Below are 22,120 nucleotides of genomic sequence, written 5' to 3'. Positions count from 1 at the left end.
TCCGCGACCCGAACGACGTGGTCGCGGTGCTCTTCCGGCCCCTCCAGTACGCCGCCGGAGCGGTCCGGTAACGTGCGGCTACCCCGCCACCACCCGGCGCAGGCACTCCTGCGCCTGCGGGACCTGGTCCGGGCGCGAGTAGACCCGCGTCAGGCGCGCGGGCTGCGCGTAGCGTTCGTAGAGCTTGGAGTACGCCTCGACGGGCGTGGCCCAGCCGAGCGGCCGGTTGATGACGAAGATCGGCAGCGCGGCCCGGCCGTTGCCGTAGTAGCGGCTGAGCACCCCCTCGTCGCGCGCCACGAAGTGGTCCACACCGGCCGCCGTGAGCGCGTCGAGGAGCGCGGTGAGGTCGTAGCCCGTCTCCGCGTTCAGCTCGAGGATCCGACGGTAGAGCTGGCGCCGCACCATGCGCTCGGCCCACACGTTCTTCGACCGGCGGAGCACCGACCAGAACGCCACGTCGTCGAAGGCCAGGTACGCCTCCACGTCGGTCGGAATCGCGAGCTCGCCCTCGGCGTCCTCGAGGTAGCGCATCAGCATGTTGTCGAAGCCCACCGAGCTATGGTGGTAGTAGACGCTGACGAACATGTGGTAGCGGCTGAGCAGGAAGTCCTCGAAGGCGAAGATCCCGCGGTGCGACATGGCCAGGAAGACCTGGCCCTCCACCACCTGGTAGCCGAGGTTCGAGAGCAGCCACTGCTCGTCCACCTTTCCGTAGCTGACCCCGGTGTAGTACGAGTCGCGCTGCAGGTAGTCCAGGCGGTCCGCGTCGAGCTCGCCGCTCACGAGCTGCGAGAGGAGCGGCCCGTAATCGAGCCCCTCGACCGCGAGCGTCGCCGCCCGCTCGGGGTAGCGGTGCGAGAGCAGGTAGCAGATGTCGAGCGGGTCGATCCCCTGCGGCCCGAAGACGCGGCGCAGCCGGTCGGTCAGCTCCGACTCGAGGAGCAGCTTCAGCGTGTAGTCCTCGTGCGTGGCCTGCTCGTCCCGCGCGCTCTCCAGGTCGCCGGGGAGCGCCAGCGCGGCGCGCCGGGGCATGCACACCTCCGTGGCGTGCGAGAGCGGCGCGTGCCCCACGTCGTGCAAGAGCACCGTCAGGCGCACCAGCTGCCGGAGCCGCTCCCGCTCCTCGGCCGGAAGCGGCGAGCCGCCGGGCGGGAAGATCGCCTCGAACATGCGCGTGGCCATCTCCATGGCGCCGAGACCGTGCGCGAAGCGCGAGTGCGTCGCCCCGGGGAAGGCGTGCTCGGTGAAGCCGAGCTGGCGGATCCCGCGCAGGCGCTGAAAGACCGGCGACTCGACGACCTCGAGCTCGCGCGGGGTGAGCCGGATCGCCCCGTGGATCGGGTCGCGGATGTGGATCTCCTCGGCGGGGCGGAACATCAGACCGGCTGGGCGAAGAGCGTGTGCGTGGTGGCCGCGACCACGCGCGCGGTGACGAGCTCCCCTCGCGCGGGGCCGCCGGGCAGGACCGCCGTCTTGAAGCAGCTCGTGCGACCCACCATCTGCGCGGCGTCGCGCGGGTTCGGCCCGTCCACGAGCACCTCGACCGCCTGGCCCACCATCGCCTCGTTGCGCGCGCGGCAGCTCTGCTCCTGCAGCTTGATGAGCCGCGTGAGGCGCTCCCCCTTCACCTCCTCGGGGACGTCGTCGGGGCGTTCCCGCGCGGCGAGGGTCCCGTCCCGCTGGCTGTACTTGAAGGTGAAGGCGCTGTCGAAGCCCACGCGGCGCACGAGCTCGAGCGTCTCCTCGAAGTCCGCGTCGGTCTCACCGGGGTAGCCCACGATGAGGTCCGTGGTGAGCGCGTGCCCCGGCAGGCGCTCCCGGATCCGCTCCACGAGCGCGAGGAACTCGTCGGCCGTGTACCCGCGCCGCATGTCGGCGAGCACGCGGCTGCTCCCGCTCTGCACGGGCAGATGGATGTGACGCGCCACGCGCGGCAGCTCGGCGAGCGCGTCCAGCAGCCTCGGCGAGAAGTCCTTGGGCCAGGGCGAGGTGTAGCGGATGCGCGCGAGGCCCGGCACGGCGTGCACGCGCGCGAGGAGCTCGGCGAAGTCGCACCCGTCGGCGTCGTAGCTCGTGACCGTCTGACCGAGGAGCGTGACCTCCCTGAACCCGCCCGCGGCCATCTGCTCCGCCTGCCGCACGACCTCGTCGGGGGGGACGCTTCGCTCGCGCCCGCGCGTGAAGGGGACGATGCAGAAGGTGCAGAACTTGTCGCAGCCGCGCAGGATGGTGACCCACCCCGAGACGCCGGGCGCGCGCACGGGATCCACTCCCGCGTAGAGCTCGCGGCGATCCAGGCGCACGTCGATGGTCGGGTCCCGCTCCTCGGCGAGCGTCTGGTCCACGAGCGCGGGGAGGCGCCGGTACGCGTCCGGACCCACCACGAGGTCCACCCACGGGGCGCGCTTCACGATCGTCTCGCGCAGGTGCTCGGCCATGCACCCCGCCACGCCGAGCACGAGCTCCGGCCGCCGGTCCTTCAGCGGCTTCAGCCAGCCGAGCCGGCCGAAGATGCGGTCCTCGGCCTTGTCGCGCACGGCGCAGGTGTTGAGGAGCACCACGTCCGCCTCCTCGGCTGACGCGGCGGCGACGAAGCCCTCCCCCGCGAAGACTCCGGCCATCAGCTCGGAGTCCGCCACGTTCATCTGACAGCCGTAGGTCTCGATGTAGACCCGAAGCGAGCTGGGGGCGTCCACCGACGGCGTCCCGCTCAGGCCGAGAGCTCGGCGAGCGCTGCCTCGAGCTCCTCGGGACGCGCTCTCTCGCCCTGGTTCAGGCGCGCCACGAAGCCCTCGATGATCGCCTTCGCCTCTCCCTTCCGGGCCTCCGCGATGAAGCCGTCGAAGAGATGCTCTCCCGACATGGCGCGGCCGATCTCGAGCTCCTTGTTCCGCTCGGAGAGCTCCGTGTAATAGACCACGCGATAGCCGCCCGAGAAGCCGCTGTCGCGATAGATTTCGTACATGATCTTGCCGGGCTCGCTCATACACACCCTCGCCTGCGAAGGCCGCTATAACAGTCGCTCCCGCGGGCCGTCAAGCTCTCCCCCCGGCCGCGCGAGGGTCCGGGACGAGCGACATGCTCAGCGCCGCATGGTTCCAGCCGCCTCGGCGAGCCAGGCCGCGTAGTCCCCCTCGGCCCACGCGAGGTCCTTGCCCAGAGCCCGAGCATAGCGCTCGAGCTCCCCGCGACGCGCCTCGGCCGAGACCTGCCGCAGGGTGCCGAAGAAGTGCCCCCGCCCACGCTGCAGCTCCTCTCGAACCTGCGGCCTGAACCTCCGTCCGAAGAAGTGGAAGGTGTTGTACTCGACGACCACCTTGTCCCCGCTTCCCGGCGAGTACTGGCCCGCCGCCCGCAAGAGTCCCGTCAGCTCGGCCGGCCCGAGCCGCGGCGCCCAGAACTGCTCGTAGGCGATGAGGAGGTCGAGGCCCTCCGGCGCCCACCGCCTACTCGCCAGCGCGAGGATCTTCCCGAGGTGATAGAGCGAGGTCTCGGAGAAGTTTCCACGCGGCGTCCTCTCGAGGTAGCGGGTGAGCGCCTCGCGGGCCCGTTGCTGGCTCGGCGAGGCGCTAAGCTCGGCGATCAGTCGCTCGGGGGCGCTCGCCGGCCTGAAGAGGACGCGCCGGGCCGCGCTCCGCAGCCAGCTCCCCTTGGGAAGGCGTGGCGGCACGGGGCGCCCGTAGTCCTCGGCCGCGGCGGAGGCGGCCGACGCGCACAGCATCAGCCCGACCGCCAAGGCTCGGAGCGCCAGACCCATCAGTCCGTCGCCCTCCGCGGAAACTCCATGGGAGGACGACGTTGCAAGTCCGAGGCCGGACACTCCGCGGCCTCAGGCCCTGCATGGCGCACGCAACGCCGCGAGGCCTCGAGGCGTCCGACCCCGGGCCGCCGTCGCCGAGGTCAATAGACCCCACCCGTGTGCGCTCAGGCCGGTACGCTCCTTCCCGTGGGTCCACGCCGTGCTACGATGGCGGAGCCCTTCTCATCGAGAGCAACGAGCGCATGTGCGGGATCTGCGGCGTGCTGAATCTGGGACGCGGCGAGAGCCCCGACGAGGGGCTCGTGCGCCGCATGGTGGGTTCGCTCCATCACCGCGGCCCCGACGAGAACGGCGCCTATCTGGACCCGCAGGTCGCCCTCGGCCACACGCGCCTCTCCATCATCGACCTTGCGGGGGGCGCCCAGCCGATGACCAACGAAACGGGCGCGCTCTGGATCGTCTTCAACGGCGAGATCTTCAACTACGTCGAGCTGGCCGACGAGCTGCGCGCGCGCGGTCACCGGTTCGCCACGCGTAGCGACACCGAGGTGATCCTCCACGGCTACGAGGAGTGGGGAGACGCCTGCGTGGAGCGCTTCAACGGGCAGTGGGCCTTCGCCCTCTGGGACCGTCCGCGGCGTCGCCTCCTCTTGAGCCGCGACCGCGTCGGCGTGCGGCCGCTCTACTACGCCGAACACGACGGCCAGCTCCTCTTCGCCTCGGAGGCCAAGGCCCTCTTCCAGGAGCCCGCCCTCTCGCGCGCCTTCGACCCGGCGGGGCTGGCCCAGGTCTTCACCTTCTGGGCCCCGGTCGCGCCGCGCACACCGTTTCGTGCGGTGCGGCAGGTGCGTCCCGGGTGCAACCTGGTGGTCGAGGACGGTCGCCTCGACGAACGCGTCTACTGGCAGCCGCGCATGCGGGGACCGACGCCGCCGGCCGACTACGCCGACGAGCGCCGCCTGAACACGCTCGCCGAGGAGCTCCGCGCGCACCTCGAGACGGCCACGCGCCTGCGCATGACCCGCTCCGACGTGCCGGTGGGGGTCTACCTGAGCGGAGGCATCGACTCCTCGGTGATCGGCGCGCTGGTGCGGCGCTTCCACGGCGGGCCCTTGCGCACCTTCTCGCTCCGCTTCGCGAACCGCGAGTTCGACGAGGGCGCGTATCAGGAGGCGATGGTGCGCCACCTCGCCACCGACCACGCCGTCGTGGAGGTGGACTACCAGACCATCGCGGGGGCGTTCCCCGAGGTCATCTGGCACACCGAGACGCCGCTCCTCCGCGCCGCCCCCGCGCCGCTCTTCTCGCTCTCGGCCCTGGTGCGGAGCAGCGGCTACAAGGTGGTCCTGACCGGCGAGGGCTCGGACGAGCTCCTCGGCGGCTACGATCTCTTCCGCGAGGCCAAGGTGCGCCAGTTCTGGGCCCGCCGCCCCACCTCGCAGCTCCGGCCGCGCCTCCTCGAACGCCTGTACCCCTGGCTCGCCCGCTCTCCGAGCCAGTCGCAGAACCTGCAGATGGTCTTCTTCGGCCGCAACCTGGACCGCTGCCGCGAGCCGCACTTCTCCCACCTGCCGCGCTGGGAGAGCGCCGCGGCGCTCAGGCGCATCTTCTCGGCGGAGCTGCAGGCCGAGCTGGCGCGCTTCGATCCCGTCGAGGATCTGGTGGCCAGCCTCCCGCCGGAGATCCACGGCTGGGATCCCCTCGGCAAGGCGCAGTACGTCGAGATCGTCACCCTCCTCTCCGGCTACCTGCTGTCGTCGCAGGGGGACCGGATGCTGATGGGCAACTCCGTGGAGGGCCGCTTCCCCTTCCTCGATCAGCACGTGATGGAGTTCGCCAACGGCCTGCCCCCCGAGGCCAAGCTGCGCGTGCTCGACGAGAAACACCTGCTCAAGCGCGCCGCGCGCGACCTCGTGCCTCCCGAGATCCTGCAGCGTCCCAAGCAACCCTACCGCGCCCCCGACGCGCAGAGCTTCGTTCAGGACCGGCCCCTGCCGTACCTGACCGAGCTCCTCTCCGCGGAGGGGCTCGCGCGGGCGGGCCTCTTCGAGCCGGTCGCCGTGCAGCGCCTGCTCGACAAGTGCCGGAAGTCGCGAGAACGAACGCCGTCGAACACGGACAATATGGCCGTGGTGGGCGTGCTCTCCACCCAGCTCGTGCACCACCAGCTGGTCGAAGGGGCCGGCCTCGCCTCCGTGGCCGATCGAGACCTTACCCACCTCCACGACCACCGCCGGGCGCCCTGACGCCTGGGGGCGGATAAATTCTCACTCTTGACCACATTTCCGGTTGACGTAGGCAGGCACCTAAGCTAACGGTTTCGACATCATGCGGTCGTCCAGCGGTACCACGGCCCCACCCCCTCCAACGTCCCCTGGAGCCTCCGGCTCCGCTCTAGCGTCGCCCGCCGCTCCGGCCATCCCCGCCGCAGGCTTCGACCCGCAGTGCTGGATCGGCCACGTCCTCGGCACCTACCGCATCCTGGAGTGCATCGGGCGCGGCGGCATGGGGGTCGTCTACCGGGCGGAGCACGTCCTCCTCGGGCGGCCCGTGGCGATCAAGATCCTCCTCCCCGAGCTGGCGCGCCGCGCGGACATGGTCCTGCGCATGTTCCGCGAGGCCCGCACGGTGAACCAGATCGGGCACCCGAACATCATCGACGTGGTGGACTTCGTGCACCGCACCGACGACGACCCGCCGCTGGTCTACGTGGTGATGGAGCTCCTCGCGGGACAGGACCTCTGCACGCGCGTCACGCGCTCGGGACCGCTCGGCATCGACGACGCGCTGGCCCTCGCCACGCAGATGGCCGACGCGCTGTCGGCCGTGCACCGCGCCGGGCTCATGCACCGCGACCTGAAGCCGGAGAACCTCTTCCTCGTCGGGCAGCCGGACGGCACCCTGCGCGTGAAGATCCTGGACTTCAGCCTGGCCAAGGGCTTCGGCAAGCGCCGCCTGCTGGAGATGACCGAGCCCGGCAGCCCCGTCGGCACCCCCTGCTACATGGCGCCCGAGCAGATCCTGACGCGGGACGTGGACCACCGCTCGGACATCTACGCCTTCGGCGTGGTGCTCTACTACGCGCTCTCGGGCCGCGTCCCCTTCCAGGGGCGCTCGTTCGAGGAGCTCCTCCGTAAGCAGCAGCAGGCAGTCCCGCCGCTAAGCGGGCTCGACCTCCGCGTGGACCCGCTCGCGGCGGCTTTCGAGGCGCTCGTCCGTCGCTGCCTGGCGCGCGACCCGAAGGATCGGTTCCAGAGCATGGACGAGGTGCTCGCTGCCCTCGGCGCGGTCCGGCAGCAGGAGGCGCAGGTCATCCACCGGCTCGAGCCGTCGATGATCAAGAGCCGCCGCGGGGACGCCACGGTCTACGGCTTCTCGCTGCACCGTCGCGTGACGGCCTAGCCCGGCCCATGGCGCACACCCACTCGAAGAGCACCGAAGAGCACCGCCACCACGCGGCGAAGAAGGGCCCCGTCACCCTCGCCATCGTGACCGTGAGCGACACCCGCACCCCCGAGACCGACGAGAGCGGCCGCCTGCTGCGCGAGCGCGCGGAGCTGGCCGGCCACATGGTCGCGGCCTACGAGATCGTCCCCGACGACCCCGCAACCGTGCGCGAGCTCCTCGACCGCCTCGCCGCGGGACCCGCGCAGCTCGTGCTCTTCAACGGAGGGACGGGCCTCTCGAAGCGCGACAGCACCTACGAGGCCCTCGCGGAGCGGCTCGAGAAGACCCTCCCCGGCTTCGGCGAGCTCTTTCGCATGCTGAGCTACGAACAGGTGGGCGCGGCGGCCATGCTCTCGCGCGCCGTGGCCGGGGTCTACCGGGGCAAGGTCGTCGTCTGCACCCCGGGCTCTCCCGCCGCGGTGAGCCTGGCCTGGGAGAAACTCCTCGAGCCCGAGCTCGCGCACCTGGCGTGGGAGGTCGCGCGGTAGCGTCGCGATCACCACAGCGTCCGCCCGAAGGCCGAAGTGGGGCATGGCCGCTCGCGTCGTTGACACCGTCCGGACGACACCACATCCTGATAGGTGGATGCCGGACCGGAGCCCCGCAGCACCACCTCCTCCGTGGGCCAGTCTGCTGTTCGCGGTCGCAATCGGGGTCGGCCTGGCGTGCTCCGCGAGCACCCAGCCCTATTCCTGCACCAGCGCGAGCCAGTGCGCGCGGGGCGCCGAGCAGGGTTTCTGCGAAGCGAGCGGGACCTGCAGCTTTCCCGATCCCGCGTGTCCGTCGGGGCGGCGCTACGCGGAACTCTCGGGCCCCTCGAACAACGGCTGCGTGACGCAGAGGACCGACGGCGCCAACCCCGAATTCTCCGACGGGGGTCACCTCCATGGCGACGGCCCCTCGAGAGTCTTCGGCGACGGCCCCTCGGGAGTCTTCGGCGACGGCCCCTCGCGGCGCGACGGTGCAGGCAGGGATCGTGGAGCGCGAGACGGCAGCCGGGTCACGGACCAGCGCCGCTCGACCGACGGGCCTCGCGATGCCGCGCCCGAACGCCCCCCGGCTGACCTCTCCCTCGCGCCTGACCTCTGCGAGTGCGTTCCAGGCGTACGCCAAGATGGGACGCCCGTGACCTGCAGCGAGTGCGTCTCGCGAACCCCGTCACGGGTGTGCGGACTGGATTGCCGGTGGGGACCGTGGACGGCCGGCACCTGCGTCGGGCTCTGCGGACCGGCGCCCGACTGCGGCGATAGCTGCCACGCCCCGGTATGCCACGCCGGCACGGGCTGCGCCTGGCGCTGCCAGAAGTCCGGTTGCACGCCGGGAACCTGGAAGTGCTGCACCACTTCGAGCGGTCAGCCGGGGAGCAAGACCTGCAAGTCCGACTGCAGCTACGGGCTCTGCGGCGTCGCCCCCTGCTGAGCGGGACGAGCCCGTCCGCGGCCCCGGAGCCGCAGACTCGGCGTCGCGAACCGCAGGCTCGAATGGTCCCTCCTCGTGACGATTGACAGCCCAGGACGGCCACACCAAGATCATGGTATGCACCGACGTCGGAGTCGTTAGCGTTGCGACGCCTCAGCGTCCTCGCAGCCGCGCTCGGGCTGGCCCAGCTGTCGGGATGCGCCGGCAGCATGACCCCTTACACCTGCTCGAACGCGGCCCAGTGCGACCGGGGCGGCGAGCACGGGGTTTGCGAGACGACCGGGTACTGCAGCTACGCGGATCCCGCGTGCGACTCCGGCCGCCGCTACGGCACCCTCTCGAGCACGACCGCAGGGCAATGCGTCCCCCCCAGCGTGGCCGGCGCGGGGCCCGGCTTCACCGACAGTGGCGGCTCCGGCGCCAGCGACGGAGGCCCGGGCACGAACCCCTTCCCCGACGGAGGGCCGGCAGACCAGGCCCTTTCCGATTCCTCCGGGCCGCGGGACAGGGGCGCGACCCCCGACGGGTGCGCGTGTCTGCCGGGCACCCCCGAGACCGGCGCGCCTCAAACGTGCGGCGAGTGCTCGACGCAACGTCCCACGCGCACCTGCGGCGCGAACTGCCAGTGGGACGCGTGGGTGCCAGGCGCGTGCGTCTCGAGCTGCCCGGCCACTCCCCCTGCCTGCGGCGGCGGGGCGTGCCGCGGAGCGGCCTGCGACACGAGCACGGGCTGCCAGTGGGACTGTGTGAAGACCGGCTGCGAACCGGGCGTCACGCGCTGCTGCACGCCGAAGGCCGGCGGAAAGGGCGTCAAGACCTGCGGCAGCACCTGCACCTTCAGCGGCTGCGTGGCGGCGAGTAGTTGCTGAAGCGCGGCCGGGACCATCGACAAGGGAGTGCTCCTCCGATGCGCGGCGACATCGTCTATCGCGTGTACGCTCTCCACGAGGGACGGGAGCAGGACGCGTTCTTCGGCGCCTTCCCTACCCGTCCGGAGGCCGAGGCTGCGATCGCGCAGCTCGAGGCCAGGGAGCTGGGTGGCAAGAGCTGGGCCGCGCAGTACCACAACCGGGGCTTCGTCATCCGCGAGGCCTCGGTCGATACCGAATTCGAGCTCCCATCCCGCCCCAGGCCGCGCGACGTGTTCGCGGTCAAGGTCGCCGGCAGACCCGGTCCGCCCGGGTGCTGGAACACGAGCCTGGTGGAGGTCTTCCGGCGGGACCCGTCCTCGCGCGCGCTCGAGAGGCGCTGCGCCTACGAGCGCAATCACACCATGTTCCAGACCTTCGAACCCTTCCGCCAGGGAGACCGCGAGCTCGCGCTCATCTCGCGGGACTACACGCGCACGGCGGTGCTGGATCTCGCGTCCGGGGAGGTGATCGCGGAGGAGCCTCCGACGCCCGAGGGCGAAGCCGGCTCCGCGGCGCCGTTCTGTCCGGCGGGCTTCTACGTCCCCGACTGGTGGGACGTACACGACGGTTCCGTCCGTCCCGGGAGCGAGTACTGGACCAAGGACCACGAATGGCCCACCGGGGAGTTCGGGTTCGTGTGGGGGTGCGTCTGGGGCGACGACTCGTCGTGGAAGGTTCAGCACCTCGATCTGACGCGCGTGCAGCAGGGCGTGCTCCGTCGGGACGCGCGCTTCGGCTATCTTGAGCTGGCCACGCGTGGCTTCGCGTCGCCCTGTCTCGACCAGGATAACCGAGCGCCGAGCCCCCCGCCGCCCTTCGTGCGCGTCGCGAAGCGCGACGGACGGGTCCGGGTGACCTTCGCCGTCGAGATGGCCTTCGACCTCGCGTCCGGGGCGCCGGAGGAATGGCAACGCCTCCGCATCGCCGACCTGGAGTAGGGAGCCGCGTGTGCGCGCGCTAGCTCCCGACGGGGCGCGTTGATGGTCAGCTCGCAGCGCCTTCGTCCCCACGTGCCGGAGCTGGATCGGCGTCCACCGCGCGAAGGCCACGGTCCCCACCGCCCCGCTGTCTACGCGGTCCGGAGCAGCGTACCGGCGGCGGCGACTCTCACGACCCACTGCCGGTGCCCGAGCAACGGGCGGGCCAGGGCGCCCGCCGTGCGTGGATCTGCCTGCTCGACGACCTGGAGCAGCCGCGCGACCTCCTCCGGCGCCGCGCTGCGCAGCGTCGGTCCGGCGAGCTGCGCCAGCGCCCGTCCGCGCAACCGATGCGCAAGCTCGATCGTCGCTTCGAGGCGCCCCTCGTACCCAGCGGCATCACGCAGCTCGCGCCGCAGCTCCGCGTCGGACAGGTGTTCGAGCCCCTCGTGCAGGCTTGGACAGGCGAACGGGAAGAACGTCTCGTCCGTGTCCGTCGCGAAGACCCAGTCCCCGACGGTGCAGTGTGCTCGCGGCAGCGTGTGACCTGCGGTGTAGACCGAGCGCCGGAGAGCCGGCAAATGCCGCGCGTAGTCCAGCGTGACCAGGCACGCCAGGGTGCGCCTTCTCGCGTGCCGCTCCACGCTCTGCCCTTTGAGCCGCTCCGCGAACACCTGCAGGGTGGTGCGGTCTCGCAGGAGCGCGGCGCCGACCGCCCCGGCATCGGAGACGGGACGCGCCTCGACGGCCCGCCGGAAGATGCGTCGAGTGAGCGCCATCGGGGCGGCACCGTGCCGAGGCAGCGCGTCGAGCAAACCGGCCTCCTCGGCAGCCTCGAACGCCAGCAAGCCGACGAGATCCTCGCCGTCGAGCTCGCCGAGCACCTGCCGCGCCAGCGAGCGGACCTTGCCCCTCCAGTGTTCCCGCGCGAGCCACTGGACCCGTTCCCGGTGGGCCAGGCGCTCTCGCGCAGACCGCACAGCGGCATCCTGCTGCAGCGTCGTGCCCCAGATCGAGCGGTAGAGCGCGGGCCGCGACGTGATGCCGTAGCCCAGGGCTTCAAAGAAGGGGCGCGGCGCGCCATCCACGAGCCAGGGCACCGTCGTGGTCCGCAGGAGGTCGAACGCCACCTCGGCCGGCGTCTCGCCTCGCGGGAAGGAGGGTGATCGCCCCGTTCGCATGACATGCTCCTCGTGCCGCCACCTCAAGAACGCGTTGAAGCTGTCCTCGAGGACCGCCGGATCGAGCGGGTCGTCAAAGACGATCGCCGGCGGATGGACGCCGTACACGCGCGCCCGAACCAGGGCGGACACCGACTCGGCGCAGCAGGCCGGCCCGCTCTCCATCGCCTGGAGCAGCCGGCGCCCCTCGGGGTACCACCGGGCCCAGGGGCCGAGGCAGCCAGCCACGAACACCTCGTGCGCGCAGTGCCAGTCCTCGCCCCCGCGTGCGCGCAGCAGCGTGCGAGCAGCGCGGCGGAGCTCGTCCGAGTCGATGTTCGCCCTGTACGGTCCGTGGAGCGCGCCACCGCCCACCGCCGCCAGCGACTTCAAAAAGGTCCTGCGGGAAACGAGCGCCATGGATGGAGCATGGCGCAGAGGTGTGCAGGTACGCTGCACAGCGCGCTCGCCTGGACCACTGTGCAGCCTTGTTGCACGCCCCTCGGGCACGCTCAGGACATGTCGGAGAGCGAGTGGCTAAGAACACTGATCGACCGGTCGATGGATTTCGCCGGCACGTCCCCAGGGCTGCCAACGGCGCAGCTCCAGTTGCCCTTCGGGCGGGACGAGGAGCGAAGCTGGACCGTCGCCGTGGGAAGGCGAGAACAGGTCCGCCTGGACGTTCTCCTGACCCGTCGCGGCGGCCGGATGAAGCTCACCGCGCCTCTCGTTCCGGACCTGGCGCCACATGACCCTCGGCTTTGGCGGCCGAGAGATGACGACGACTACGAGTGGTGGCTCTGGGAGCACGAGGACGCAATTTCGCTGCGCCGCGCCGGCTTGTCACCCATGGTCGCGGGGCCGAGTCCGCCGACGGCTTGCTAGACCGCCGAGGTCCAGATGGCTCCCCTGGTCAGGGCCGAGCTACCGGTCGTGCAGAGCGACCTCTTGCTGCTGGCGCCGGATGCGGGTGCCGTTGGCGAGGTCGTTCTTCCGCCTCTTCGCCTGGTCGCGGACCTTCTGCATGCCGACGAGGGCCAGGTCGACGCGGCCTCTCTTGGCCCCCTCGCCCAAGCCTTCGTCGAGGTGGCGCGTCATCTCTGCTCGCTCGCCAGTCCTCGCGGCGTCGAGGCCTCGCGGTGCCCATCAACGATAATGAGACAGCTCTGTGGCGCATTTACTTTAGAGCCTCCTCTCTCGTGGCCAGCAGCGTCGCCGTCGCTGGCTTGTTAATCCAGGCCTCCGTGGGGAGCAGGCCGGCGGTCGGTGCTCGGCGGACGAAGCGTTCGAGATGTGCCGCGTAGGCAGAGCGTCGAGCACGCGTTGGCGAGCAGCGAGCACGACCGGTGGGCGGCCGAAGTGCACGTCGGCGGGCGTGAGCAAGCCGAGCGCCTCGTGGAGATGCTCGTGGTTGTACCAGCGGAAGAAGCCGCGGTGGTACGCGACGGCCGCGGCGAGGGCATCGAAGTGGCCGGGGAAGTCGGGCCGGTACTTGAGGGTCTTGAAGTGCGCCTCGGAGAAGCGGTTGTCGTCGAAGACGTGCGGCCGCGAGTGGCTCTTGGTCACGCCCATGCCGCAGCGGGGTCGCGGCGCGACGCCCGCCTCGTCGATCTGCGGACGCGGCGGCGGCTGCCCGAGGCCGGTAGCCGCCAGAGATCTCAACGCGGGGTGGGCTGTGCCGGCACAACGGCTGGTGGGCGCGCACGCTGCGGAGATGGCTGCTTCTTCCGGCGCTCCTTCGCCGCTTCTGCGGCGCGCACGTCTCGCTCGACCGACCGCCAGAGCGCCTCGAGGGTCACCGCCCGGTCGTTATGGCCTGGTGCCAGCTGGACGGCCCAATCCAGCAGGACGCGCAGCCGGGAGGCCCGCAACGCCTCGCCGCGGGCAAGCTGCCGCTCCATGGCCTGGTACCGCTCGTACGCCGGGCGGCTGCGCCGGGAGGGGATCTCCATCTCCCGGAAGGTCAGTATCAGCCGCACCTGCCGCCGAAGGTCGTCGACGAGCTGGCCGACTCGCAGCTGATGTCGCGGCTCGAGTGCCGAGAAGGATCGGCCAACCAGACCGTGCTCGCTGCCCGCGAAGACCCGCCCGATCTGGCCGAAGCCGTGACCAGGCAGGTCTTCGACGATCAGGCGCGGCCAGGTGTGGAGCGGATAGCGGGTGGAGTAGACCTCGTAGAACATGCGCCCGCCGAGGACCCGGATGCCCAGCGTCTGGCCGCCGTACGGAACCAGGTGGGCGGGAGGGTCGCGCGCCAGACCGCGCAGGATTTCCTGGCGCTGCGCGGCAACCAGCGGCGCCAGAGGCTCGGTGCGGGCCCGCGCCTTCAGGGTGGTCATGATCGGGCGCAGCTCGTCGACTCCGACCACCACGTTGAGGGACTGTCCTCGGTAATAGCCCGCGTGAAAGACTCCCACGAGCTCGAACCGGCCCGTGGCGCAGGAGACCGCGAGCACCGGACTTCCGCTGTTCCCGGCCGAGAGCTGGGCGTCGGTGACGAAGTCCCAGTGGTCCCACCGACCCTCCCGGTCCCGCTCGCGCGCGCTGACCACCTTCCCACCGTGCATCGCCTGGAAGGCGCCGAGGGGAAACCCGCGCACGCGCAGCGCGTCGCCCGCCCTGAGGGCCGCGCTCTGGCCAAGGCTGAAGGGCAGCGCCGGCAGCTTCTCCGGCGTGCGCAGCACGCTCACGTCGAGCGTCTCGTCGGCGAGCACGCGAGCCAGAGGTCTGTCGTCCTGCGAGTAGCTGTCCTCCTCGTTGTCCACGATCGTCACGGTCTGGGTCACCCGCTTGCAGCCCACGGGGACCCTCCCTCCCGGGTCCGTGTTGGTCGAGACCAGCGGCCATTCACTCACGTGCTGGTTGGTGAGCAGGTAGCTCTGCTTCGCGTCTCGGCGAAAGACGAATGCCGTGGCGTGAGCCACGGTGGTGATCCGACGCGTTTGCAGCGTTCCGTCGACGGCGTAGTAGGCGCACTGGTACACGGCGCTCGATCGAACGCAGTGGGTGTAGCGCGTCTGCTCCTCGAGGGCGCGTGCATCCTTGGAGAGGGCGATCAGGTCCGTCGCGTAGGTCCCGGCGCAACGTGCTGCACGGCTCGCGGGAGGTCCAGCGCCGCGTGCGTCCGGGTTCTGTGCGAGACCGCGCGAGCTCGGGGGAGGCTGCCCCGTCGGCCGGCTGGCCGGAGGAGCCGCGATCGGGGAAGGTGATCGATCGGCCCGCGCGACGGCGGGCTCGAGAGGCATCAGCGGGACGAGCAAGAAGATCCGCCAGCGCCCGAGGAAGTGGGGGCCGCGACACATGGACGGCACTCTGACCCGCCGCGCGCAGCGCGGTCAAGGGTTCACCGGGTCGGCGCGCTGGTTACCGCCGAGACGGAGGCCGCGATCTGGGACCCCCTTCGAGATCATGCGATAATTGCGGTCATGACCATGGATTCGTCAGCGGGGTCTCGTCGTGATGAGCTTGAGCGCGTCCTCCGGGCCGTCGCTGGCGAGCCCCTCGTCATCCTGATCACCGGACATCCGGATCCGGATGCCATCGCCGGCGCGCTGGCCCACTGGCGGATCTGCACGGCGCTCGGGGTGCCCGCCACGATCGCCCACGTGCACCCCGTGTCACACCGCGAGAACCGGGCGCTGCTCAAGCTGCTCGGCATCCAGATGAGACACCTCGCGAGCGGGCGGGACCTCGAGGCCTTCAAGCACCTGTCGCTCGTCGATTCGTCCTTTCCGGAACCATCGCTCGACCTGCCAGCCGGCCTCAAGCTGCTGACCGTGGTAGACCACCACTATGGTGAGACGAAGGTCGAGGCCGCATTCTGCGACGTTCGCCGCGGTTATGGAACGTCGAGCACGATCTACGCCGAGTACATGCAGCAGGGGCTCGCGCCGCTGACCGGAGGACGCTCCGAGGACAAGCAGGTCGCGACCGCGTTGCTCTTCGGCATCCAGACCGACACGGACGACTTCGCCACCGCCACGGCCGCAGACTTCAGCGCGGCCGCCTACCTGCGGCCCCACTGCGACCGCACCGTGCTCGAGCAGGTGGGTCGCCAGATGGTGAGCGCCGTCGCCATGAACGTCGTCTCGCTCGCGCTCCAGAACCTGGTCGTGGTGCGGAACTTCGCCCTGAGCGGCGTGGGCGTCGTGCCCGTCGCACACCGGGACGCCATCGCCAGCGCGGCAGACTACGTTCTGCGGCGAGAGGACATCGACACGATCATCGTCTACGGCATCGTGGGCGACCGCGTCGATGGCTCCCTGCGCACCAACAACCCGAGCGTGGACCCGGCGGTGTTCCTGCACACGGCATTCGGCAAGGACCGCGACGGCAAGCCCCACGGCGGCGGCAGAGAGGAGAAGGGGGGCTTTCAGATTCCCCTCGGCCTGCTCGCCGACGGCACCGACCACGGATTGCTGTGGCAGCTGGTGAGGCAGGCCGTCCATGCCCGCCTGGAGCGCGTGGTGCCGGAGCTGCGACGATCGCTGCCGACCGAGAGCAACGGGCCCTGAGCCTTGCTCGCCAAATCCGGCCAGAGGAGCCGGCGCGCTACCCTGGCAATCTGCACGACCGCCCTTGCAATCCGCACGGCCACAGCCGGTTGAACGGGCTGGGCTCCTAAGGCCAGGTCGCCAGGGCCGCTCCAAGCAGGCGACGTGCTGGTGGAACGCGGCCGCGCGCTGTGTGGCACGACTGTTGCTTTTCCTGCTCACGATCCCGCTGCGGAGGAAGCGAGCGACCGGCACCGCGACCGACCTTCGCCGCGCGAATGCCCGAGGACGGAAGGGGAGCATGACCACCACGCAAGGACCGAGCACCTCGCTGACCGGCAAGCTCTTCGACGAGCTGTCGTCGCCGCACCGTCCGCCGTGTCTCTCGCTGTATCAGCCGACCCATCGGCGAGCTCCGGAAAACGCCCAGGATCCGGTCCGCTTTCGCAACCTCGTGAAGGAGCTGGAGGCGCTGCTCCGCCCGAAATTCCCGGCCGTCGAGGTCCGCCGCCTGCTCGAGCCCTTCGAAGCCCTGGCGGACGATCGCGACTTCTGGAACCACACCCTGGAGGGACTGGCCGTGCTGGGCGGGCCCGACGTCTTTCGGGCGCTGCGGCTCGCGCGCCCCGTGAGCGAGCTCGTGGCGGTGGCCGACACCTTCTACACCAGGCCATTGCGCCGTCACCTTCAGTCGGTCGACCGGTATCAAGTCCTCGGCCTGAGCCTGCACAAGGTCCGGCTGTTCGAGGGCGACCGAGATGTGCTCGACGAGGTGGATCTTGCGCCGGGTGTGCCTCGGACCATCGAGGAGGCGCTGGGCGCAGTGCTGACCGAGCCGCATCGGACCGTCGCCTCCTATGGGGGCGTGGGCCAGGGGAGCACGCCGATGCACCATGGTCACGGGGGGCGCAAGGACGAGGCAGACCTCGACGCCAGACGATTCTTCCGCGCCGTCGATCGGGCCGTGATGGAACACCACTCGCATCCCTCGGGCCTGCCGCTGATCCTGGCCGCGTTGCCGGAGCACCATCACCTCTTCCACGAGGTCAGCCAGAATCCGCTCCTGACCGCCACGGGGATTCAGCTCAACCCGGACGCCATCTCGATCGAAGAGCTGCGCGTCCAGGCCTCGCAGGCCATCGAACCTCGGTGTCGCGAGCGGCTGACCGCCGTGGCCGAGGCGTTCGTCCAGGCACGCTCCAGGGGACTGGGCAGCGACGACCTGGCCCAGGTGGCTCGGGCCGCCAGCTCCGGGCAGGTCGCCACGCTGATGATCGAGGCCGAGCGCCAGGTGGCGGGGCGGATCCAGACGGCGACAGGACAGGTCGACGTGGACGACTCGAGCGGTCCGCAGGTCAACGATGTGCTCGACGACCTGGCTCAGCTGGTGGAAAGGAAGGGCGGGCAGGTGCTAGCGCTTCCCGCCGAGCAGATGCCGAGCCGGACCGGCGTGGCCGCCATCTACCGGTACTGACGCCCGACTCCGACGAAGGAGACAGCGCGAGCATGGTCAGTCGAGCGCAGCCTGCTCTCCCGTCCGGATCACCTCGAGCACCTCCTCGGCCGACGAGGCAGACATCAAGCGCTCCTTCACGTACGCGCTCTCGTTCAACATCGCGGAGATGATCGACTGCAACCGCTGGTGAACGCGTGGCTGACCCGCCGGAGTGAGGAGCACGAAGAGCAGGTGGGCCGGCTCGGTGGTCCCCTCGCAAACGATGCCGTCTGTCGAGAGCAGGATCATGACGAAGGGCTTCGGCAGCCCGCTCACGCGGGCCCGAAGCATGGCGACTCCCTGCCCCAGATAGCTGCCGGGCAACCGTTCGCGCGCGTCGAGGGCTCTCAGGATCTGACCGGCCGGCAGCGGAAGCGCGGCCGGGGCCATGCGAGAGAGCGCCTCGCGAACGGCAGCGATCCTCGAGGCCGCCTCTCGAACGAAGAGAACGCTGTCGCGGCTCAGCGTGTCGGCGAGGCGCACGATCTCCTCGTCCTCGAACTCGTCGCGGATGGTGCCGACGAGCTCCTCCATCACGTCTTCGAGGGTCACGATCCCCGTCCACTGCCCCTCGCTGCCGGTCACCAGGACCATGTGGCTGCGCCGACGCTGCATCTCGGCGAGCAATGCCTCGAGGGGTGTGGTCTCCGCCACGCTGAGCACGGGGCGCGCGAGCGCCGCAAGGTCGGGCGCCGCGCCCGCGTCGCGGAGGATCAGGTCCTTGACGTGCACGCACCTGCCCGCAGGCTCGGTGTCGGAGAGGATCAGGGGATAGCGACTGAATCGCGCGGCCCGGATGACCCGGAGGTTCTCCGGCCAGGGGAGCCTGGCGTCCAGCACGGGAACGCTGGACCGTTCCGTCATGGCCTCCCGGGCCGTCAGAGCCCCCAGATCGAACACATTCTCCACGAAGAGCAAACGGCGGAACGACATCAGGCCGCGCTCCTGCGACTGGTCCAGGATGATCCTCAGCTCCCCCTCGCTGTGGTGCTCGCCCCCCGCCCGGCGGTGAAGGCGCAGCAGGCGCAGGATGCCGTTGGAGAGCCGTGTGAGCAGCCACAGCAGGGGGAAGAAGAGACGATGGAAGACCCTGAGCGGCGCCGCACTCCAGAGCGCGGCCCGCTCCGCGAAGCGAATGGCGATGGACTTCGGCACCAGCTCGCCGAGCAGGATGTGCGATCCCGAGATCAACAGGTAGGAGACCGCGATCGCGAGGACCTGCCGCGCCGTGCTCCCGCCCCCTCCGCCCATGATCGCCGAGGCGGTCCTCTCGCCGAGCATGCCCAACCCCACGCTGGCGAGGGTGATGCCCACCCGGCAGACGCTGAGGTACTCGTCCAGATGACCCTGAATGGCACCGACCAGCAGGGCTCGTCGGTCACCGGCGGTGCCGAGTTGCGTGATGCGCGAGGGTCGAACCCTGACGATCGCGAACTCGGCCACCACGAAGAAGGCGTTGAGCGAAAGCAGCAACGCCAGCGCCCCCCCGAGAATCAGCAGCAGCACCGTCTCGCTCCTTTCGTGCCCAGACCACCGTGCAGGAACCGCCGCACCGAGGGCACTGACCCATGCGCCTGCAGGACCGAGGCCGGGACAGAGCTGGCGGTCAAACGAACGCCGCCGGCGCGGCAGGATAGCATTGCTGGTCTCGCCCGGCCGCGTCCATGCGGCCCCCTGTCCCCCTCGGGCAGCCACGGGGAGCGCGGCCTCCGCGCTGCACCTCGCCGGCGCTCGGTGTCTACGTGAGGCCTCGCCAGAGGGCCACCGCGAGCAGAGCCGGTGTCCCCGGACAGGTGGGGGACCGAAGCTCGCGGCGCGTTACCACGCGCCCGAGGTGTCACGCTTCCAGAGCAACGAACCGCGTGCTATGCGATCCTGACCATGGCGCCCGGCGACCTGCCCCCGATCGGCCATGATCGGACCCGGACCCCCGTGAGCCGCTCGGAGCCGGTCGCCTGGGCATGCATGCCGCGCCTCGACTCGCCTCCCGTGCGTGCCGCTCTCCTCGACGAGCGGGACAGAGGTGCGTTCGGGAGCTGCGCGGTGGATCGTGCTCCGGAACACCCGCCCTGCCCGGCAAGGCCCATCGTGCCTGAGACGCGCTGCACGTCAGAGCAGAGCTCCTTTCATGTCTCCGTCTCCGGCTTGCCTCCACGCCCTTCCGAGGTGGCGTGATGTCGGCGGTGGCGCTCTCGCCCGAGGCCGGGTACGTCTTGCTGCTCTTCGGCCTCTTCGTCGTTCCTCGGGTCCTGCAGCGGCTGCGCATCCCGGCGGCGATCACGAGCCTCGCGCTGGGCGCTCTCGCGGGCCCGGGCCTCGGGCTCTTCCAGGAGGACCCGACGATCAAGCTGCTGTCCACGCTCGGCATCGTCTCGCTCTTTCTGTTCGCGGGCCTCGATGTTGACCTTCGCGCGCTGAGGAAGGAGACCCGTATCCTCGGCGAGCACCTCGCGGTGCGCCTCCTCGCGCTGGGCGCCGTGGCCGCGGCTGCCGCCACGGCCCTCGGCATGGGCACGAGACCCGCCGTCCTGGTGGCGCTGGCCCTGCTCACGCCCTCGACGGGGTTCATCCTGGACTCGTTGCCGGGACTCGGGCTCGCTCAAGACGCCGTCTTCTGGATCCGCGCCAAGGCCATCGCCACGGAGATCGTGGCGCTGGTCGCGATGTTCGTCACGCTCCAGTCCGCGACTCCGATGGGATTCGCCCTCTCGGCGACGGTGCTGGTCACGATGATCGCGCTGCTGCCACTGCTGTTCCATGCCTTCGCGAGGTTCGTCCTTCCCCACGCGCCGAAGACGGAATTCGCCTTCCTCCTGATGGTCGCGGTGGTCTGCGCCCTCGTCACGCGAAAGCTCGGGGTCTACTACCTCGTCGGCGCCTTCGTGGTAGGGATCGTGGCCCAGCGCTTCCGCGAGAAGCTGCCCGCCATGGCGTCGGAAAAGATGCTCCACGCCGTCGAGGCCTTTGCGTCCATCTTCGTCCCGTTCTACTTCTTCGGCGCCGGACTCCTTCTGAAGCGCAGCGACATGTCGTGGACGGCGCTCCTCTACGGCGCAGGCTTCCTCGCCACTGCGGTCCCCTTGCGGCTCGCGCTCGTCGCGCTGCACCGCCGCATCCGTTTCAGGGAGCGCGCGCGAGAGAGCCTTCGAGTGGGCATTCCCATGCTTCCCACCCTCGTCTTCACCCTGGTGATTGCCCAGGTGCTTCGCGATCGTTTCGAGGTCTCCTCGGACGTCTTCGCGGGCCTGATCCTCTACGCGCTGGTCAATACCGTGATCCCTTCGCTGTTCTTCCGCAGCCAGACGCCCGAGTTCGAGACTCCGGAGGCTCCGCTCCTCACGGAGGACGAGGAGGAGAGACTCTTGCGGGACGGCCCCGCCACTGGGCCGGCTGGACGAGCGCGCGGGGCGAAGGAGGAGGAGCAATGCGACAGATCCTGAGTCGACTGGTCGACCGTTTTGGCCCGGACACCGTCGGTGACTGGCTTGCAAAGATCCTGCCCAAGATGATCATCGCGGCGATCGTGCTGGCCGTCTTCTACGGCCTGTGGCGGCTCGTGGACCGAGCGAGCCGCTTGCTCGCCCGCAAGGCGGCTCTGGACCGCACCGCGATGACCTTCATCCGGACCGTCGCGCGCGTGGGAATGATGACCCTCGCCCTGGTCACGGCGCTGTCCGAGCTGGGCATCAACACCGGCGCGTTCGTCGCGAGCCTCGGGATCGTGGGCCTCACCATCGGCTTCGCCGCGCGAGACACGCTGTCGAACGTGATCAGCGGGCTCTTCATCTTCTGGGACCGGCCCTTCGTCGTCGGGGATCTGATCGAGGTCGACGGAAAGTACGGACGGGTAACGGACATCACGCTGCGCTCGACCCGCGTGGTGACCCCCGACGGGAAGATGCTCGCGATCCCGAACACCGCCATGGTGAACACCACCGTCGCCTCCTACACCAACTTCCCCGGTCTCAGACTGGACATCGACATGACGGTCGGTCCCAGAGAGGATCTGAGCCGGGTACGCGCGATCTTCTCGGAGTTGGTAGGCGCGGACCCCCGGTTCCTGACCACCCCTCCGGCGGAGATGGTGGTCACCGCCGTCAATGACTACAACCTCGCACTCCAGTTTCGGGTCTGGCTGGCCGACGAGAAGCAGCACATCGCGGAGCGTTTCGCCCTGCGTGAGCGACTCCTTGAGGCGCTGCGGGCGGCGCGGGTCGAGATGCCGCTGGAGACCCTCCAGCTCGCGCCCGTGGAGCTCAGGCAGACGCTGCTGGCGGGGACGCCGCCGACCTGAGTGACACGGCGGGGGAACCGTGTAACCTCAGGGACGGTGGCCCTCCAAGGGCCGCCAGAGGGGGCTGCGGAGATGCGGGTCAGAGGCGGCGACGGAGGGAAGTCGGGCCAGGCTCGAGCCGCTCGCGCCCGCCCGAGCATCCGCCTCTCGCGCCTTTTCGCTGTCGTGCTCGTCCTCGGAGCTTCGGGAGAGCCCGCCACGGCGAGAGCCGAGCGGCCGGA

19 protein-coding genes are annotated in these 22,120 nt (G+C 70.3%); 10 read left to right on the top strand and 9 right to left on the bottom strand.

Annotated elements, in window-relative coordinates:
• Window positions 1-78: 78 nt before the first annotated feature.
• The 4 genes from IT371_07525 to IT371_07510 all read right to left on the bottom strand — a co-directional run bounded on the left by IT371_07525 (window position 79) and on the right by IT371_07510 (window position 3,760).
• Window positions 79-1,359, bottom strand: a complete 1,281-nt coding sequence (locus IT371_07525; protein ID MCC6747491.1) for an HD domain-containing protein — start codon at window positions 1,357-1,359, stop codon at window positions 79-81.
• Between the two features lie 20 nt (window positions 1,360-1,379).
• The gene (gene miaB, locus IT371_07520; GenBank protein ID MCC6747490.1) at window positions 1,380-2,648 is read right to left on the bottom strand and encodes a tRNA (N6-isopentenyl adenosine(37)-C2)-methylthiotransferase MiaB; all 1,269 of its coding nucleotides are present in this window, start codon (window positions 2,646-2,648) and stop codon (window positions 1,380-1,382) included.
• Window positions 2,649-2,713: 65 nt separating this feature from the next.
• Window positions 2,714-2,989 (bottom strand): hypothetical protein, encoded by a 276-nt coding sequence (locus tag IT371_07515; GenBank protein ID MCC6747489.1) that lies wholly within the window; start codon window positions 2,987-2,989, stop codon window positions 2,714-2,716.
• Between the two features lie 96 nt (window positions 2,990-3,085).
• Window positions 3,086-3,760 (bottom strand): hypothetical protein, encoded by a 675-nt coding sequence (locus IT371_07510; protein ID MCC6747488.1) that lies wholly within the window; start codon window positions 3,758-3,760, stop codon window positions 3,086-3,088.
• 245 nt (window positions 3,761-4,005) lie between these two features.
• Between IT371_07510 and asnB the strand changes: the two genes are divergently transcribed.
• The 6 genes from asnB to IT371_07480 all read left to right on the top strand — a co-directional run bounded on the left by asnB (window position 4,006) and on the right by IT371_07480 (window position 10,478).
• On the top strand, window positions 4,006-6,009 hold the full coding sequence (gene asnB / locus IT371_07505; GenBank protein MCC6747487.1) for an asparagine synthase (glutamine-hydrolyzing): 2,004 nt from the start codon (window positions 4,006-4,008) through the stop codon (window positions 6,007-6,009).
• A gap of 82 nt (window positions 6,010-6,091) precedes the next feature.
• On the top strand, window positions 6,092-7,165 hold the full coding sequence (locus IT371_07500; protein MCC6747486.1) for a serine/threonine protein kinase: 1,074 nt from the start codon (window positions 6,092-6,094) through the stop codon (window positions 7,163-7,165).
• Between the two features lie 8 nt (window positions 7,166-7,173).
• Window positions 7,174-7,698: a molybdenum cofactor biosynthesis protein MoaB gene (locus tag IT371_07495; protein MCC6747485.1), complete on the top strand. Its 525-nt coding sequence runs from the start codon at window positions 7,174-7,176 to the stop codon at window positions 7,696-7,698.
• 97 nt (window positions 7,699-7,795) lie between these two features.
• Complete coding sequence (locus IT371_07490; protein ID MCC6747484.1) at window positions 7,796-8,629, top strand: hypothetical protein; 834 nt, start codon at window positions 7,796-7,798, stop codon at window positions 8,627-8,629.
• Window positions 8,630-8,772: 143 nt separating this feature from the next.
• Window positions 8,773-9,498: a hypothetical protein gene (locus IT371_07485; GenBank protein ID MCC6747483.1), complete on the top strand. Its 726-nt coding sequence runs from the start codon at window positions 8,773-8,775 to the stop codon at window positions 9,496-9,498.
• A gap of 38 nt (window positions 9,499-9,536) precedes the next feature.
• Window positions 9,537-10,478 carry a hypothetical protein gene (locus IT371_07480; GenBank protein ID MCC6747482.1) on the top strand — a complete coding sequence of 314 codons (942 nt, stop codon included), beginning with the start codon at window positions 9,537-9,539 and terminating at the stop codon, window positions 10,476-10,478.
• Between the two features lie 131 nt (window positions 10,479-10,609).
• On the opposite strand, the gene IT371_07475 is transcribed toward IT371_07480, so the two are convergent.
• The 4 genes from IT371_07475 to IT371_07460 form a co-directional block, all read right to left on the bottom strand.
• Window positions 10,610-12,037, bottom strand: coding sequence for a hypothetical protein (locus IT371_07475; protein ID MCC6747481.1), 1,428 nt, complete (start codon window positions 12,035-12,037; stop codon window positions 10,610-10,612).
• Between the two features lie 504 nt (window positions 12,038-12,541).
• Entirely contained in the window at window positions 12,542-12,715 is a 174-nt protein-coding gene (locus tag IT371_07470; GenBank protein MCC6747480.1) for a hypothetical protein, read from the bottom strand.
• An 84-nt stretch (window positions 12,716-12,799) separates the two neighbouring features.
• Window positions 12,800-13,279 carry a transposase gene (locus IT371_07465; protein MCC6747479.1) on the bottom strand — a complete coding sequence of 160 codons (480 nt, stop codon included), beginning with the start codon at window positions 13,277-13,279 and terminating at the stop codon, window positions 12,800-12,802.
• Window positions 13,276-14,919, bottom strand: a complete 1,644-nt coding sequence (locus IT371_07460; protein MCC6747478.1) for a trypsin-like peptidase domain-containing protein — start codon at window positions 14,917-14,919, stop codon at window positions 13,276-13,278. The genes IT371_07465 and IT371_07460 overlap by 4 nt, the downstream gene beginning before the upstream one ends.
• 123 nt (window positions 14,920-15,042) lie before the next feature.
• Between IT371_07460 and IT371_07455 the strand changes: the two genes are divergently transcribed.
• Both IT371_07455 and IT371_07450 read left to right on the top strand, forming a co-directional pair.
• Window positions 15,043-16,131, top strand: a complete 1,089-nt coding sequence (locus IT371_07455; protein ID MCC6747477.1) for a hypothetical protein — start codon at window positions 15,043-15,045, stop codon at window positions 16,129-16,131.
• A 280-nt stretch (window positions 16,132-16,411) separates the two neighbouring features.
• A complete protein-coding gene (locus tag IT371_07450; GenBank protein MCC6747476.1) occupies window positions 16,412-17,584 on the top strand; it encodes a hypothetical protein in 1,173 nt (390 codons plus the stop codon).
• 36 nt (window positions 17,585-17,620) lie between these two features.
• Here IT371_07450 and IT371_07445 read toward each other — a convergent pair whose 3' ends face one another.
• Window positions 17,621-19,111: a DUF21 domain-containing protein gene (locus tag IT371_07445; protein ID MCC6747475.1), complete on the bottom strand. Its 1,491-nt coding sequence runs from the start codon at window positions 19,109-19,111 to the stop codon at window positions 17,621-17,623.
• A gap of 668 nt (window positions 19,112-19,779) precedes the next feature.
• Between IT371_07445 and IT371_07440 the strand changes: the two genes are divergently transcribed.
• Together IT371_07440 and IT371_07435 are read left to right on the top strand one after the other, a co-directional pair.
• Window positions 19,780-21,045, top strand: coding sequence for a cation:proton antiporter (locus IT371_07440; protein MCC6747474.1), 1,266 nt, complete (start codon window positions 19,780-19,782; stop codon window positions 21,043-21,045).
• The gene (locus IT371_07435; protein ID MCC6747473.1) at window positions 21,030-21,899 is read left to right on the top strand and encodes a mechanosensitive ion channel family protein; all 870 of its coding nucleotides are present in this window, start codon (window positions 21,030-21,032) and stop codon (window positions 21,897-21,899) included. Before IT371_07440 ends, IT371_07435 begins: the two co-directional genes overlap by 16 nt.
• Window positions 21,900-22,120 lie beyond the last annotated feature (221 nt).

The sequence above is a fragment of the Deltaproteobacteria bacterium genome (assembly GCA_020848905.1).
GTDB lineage: Bacteria > Myxococcota_A > Polyangia.
This window is presented reverse-complemented; position numbering and strand designations above follow the sequence as displayed.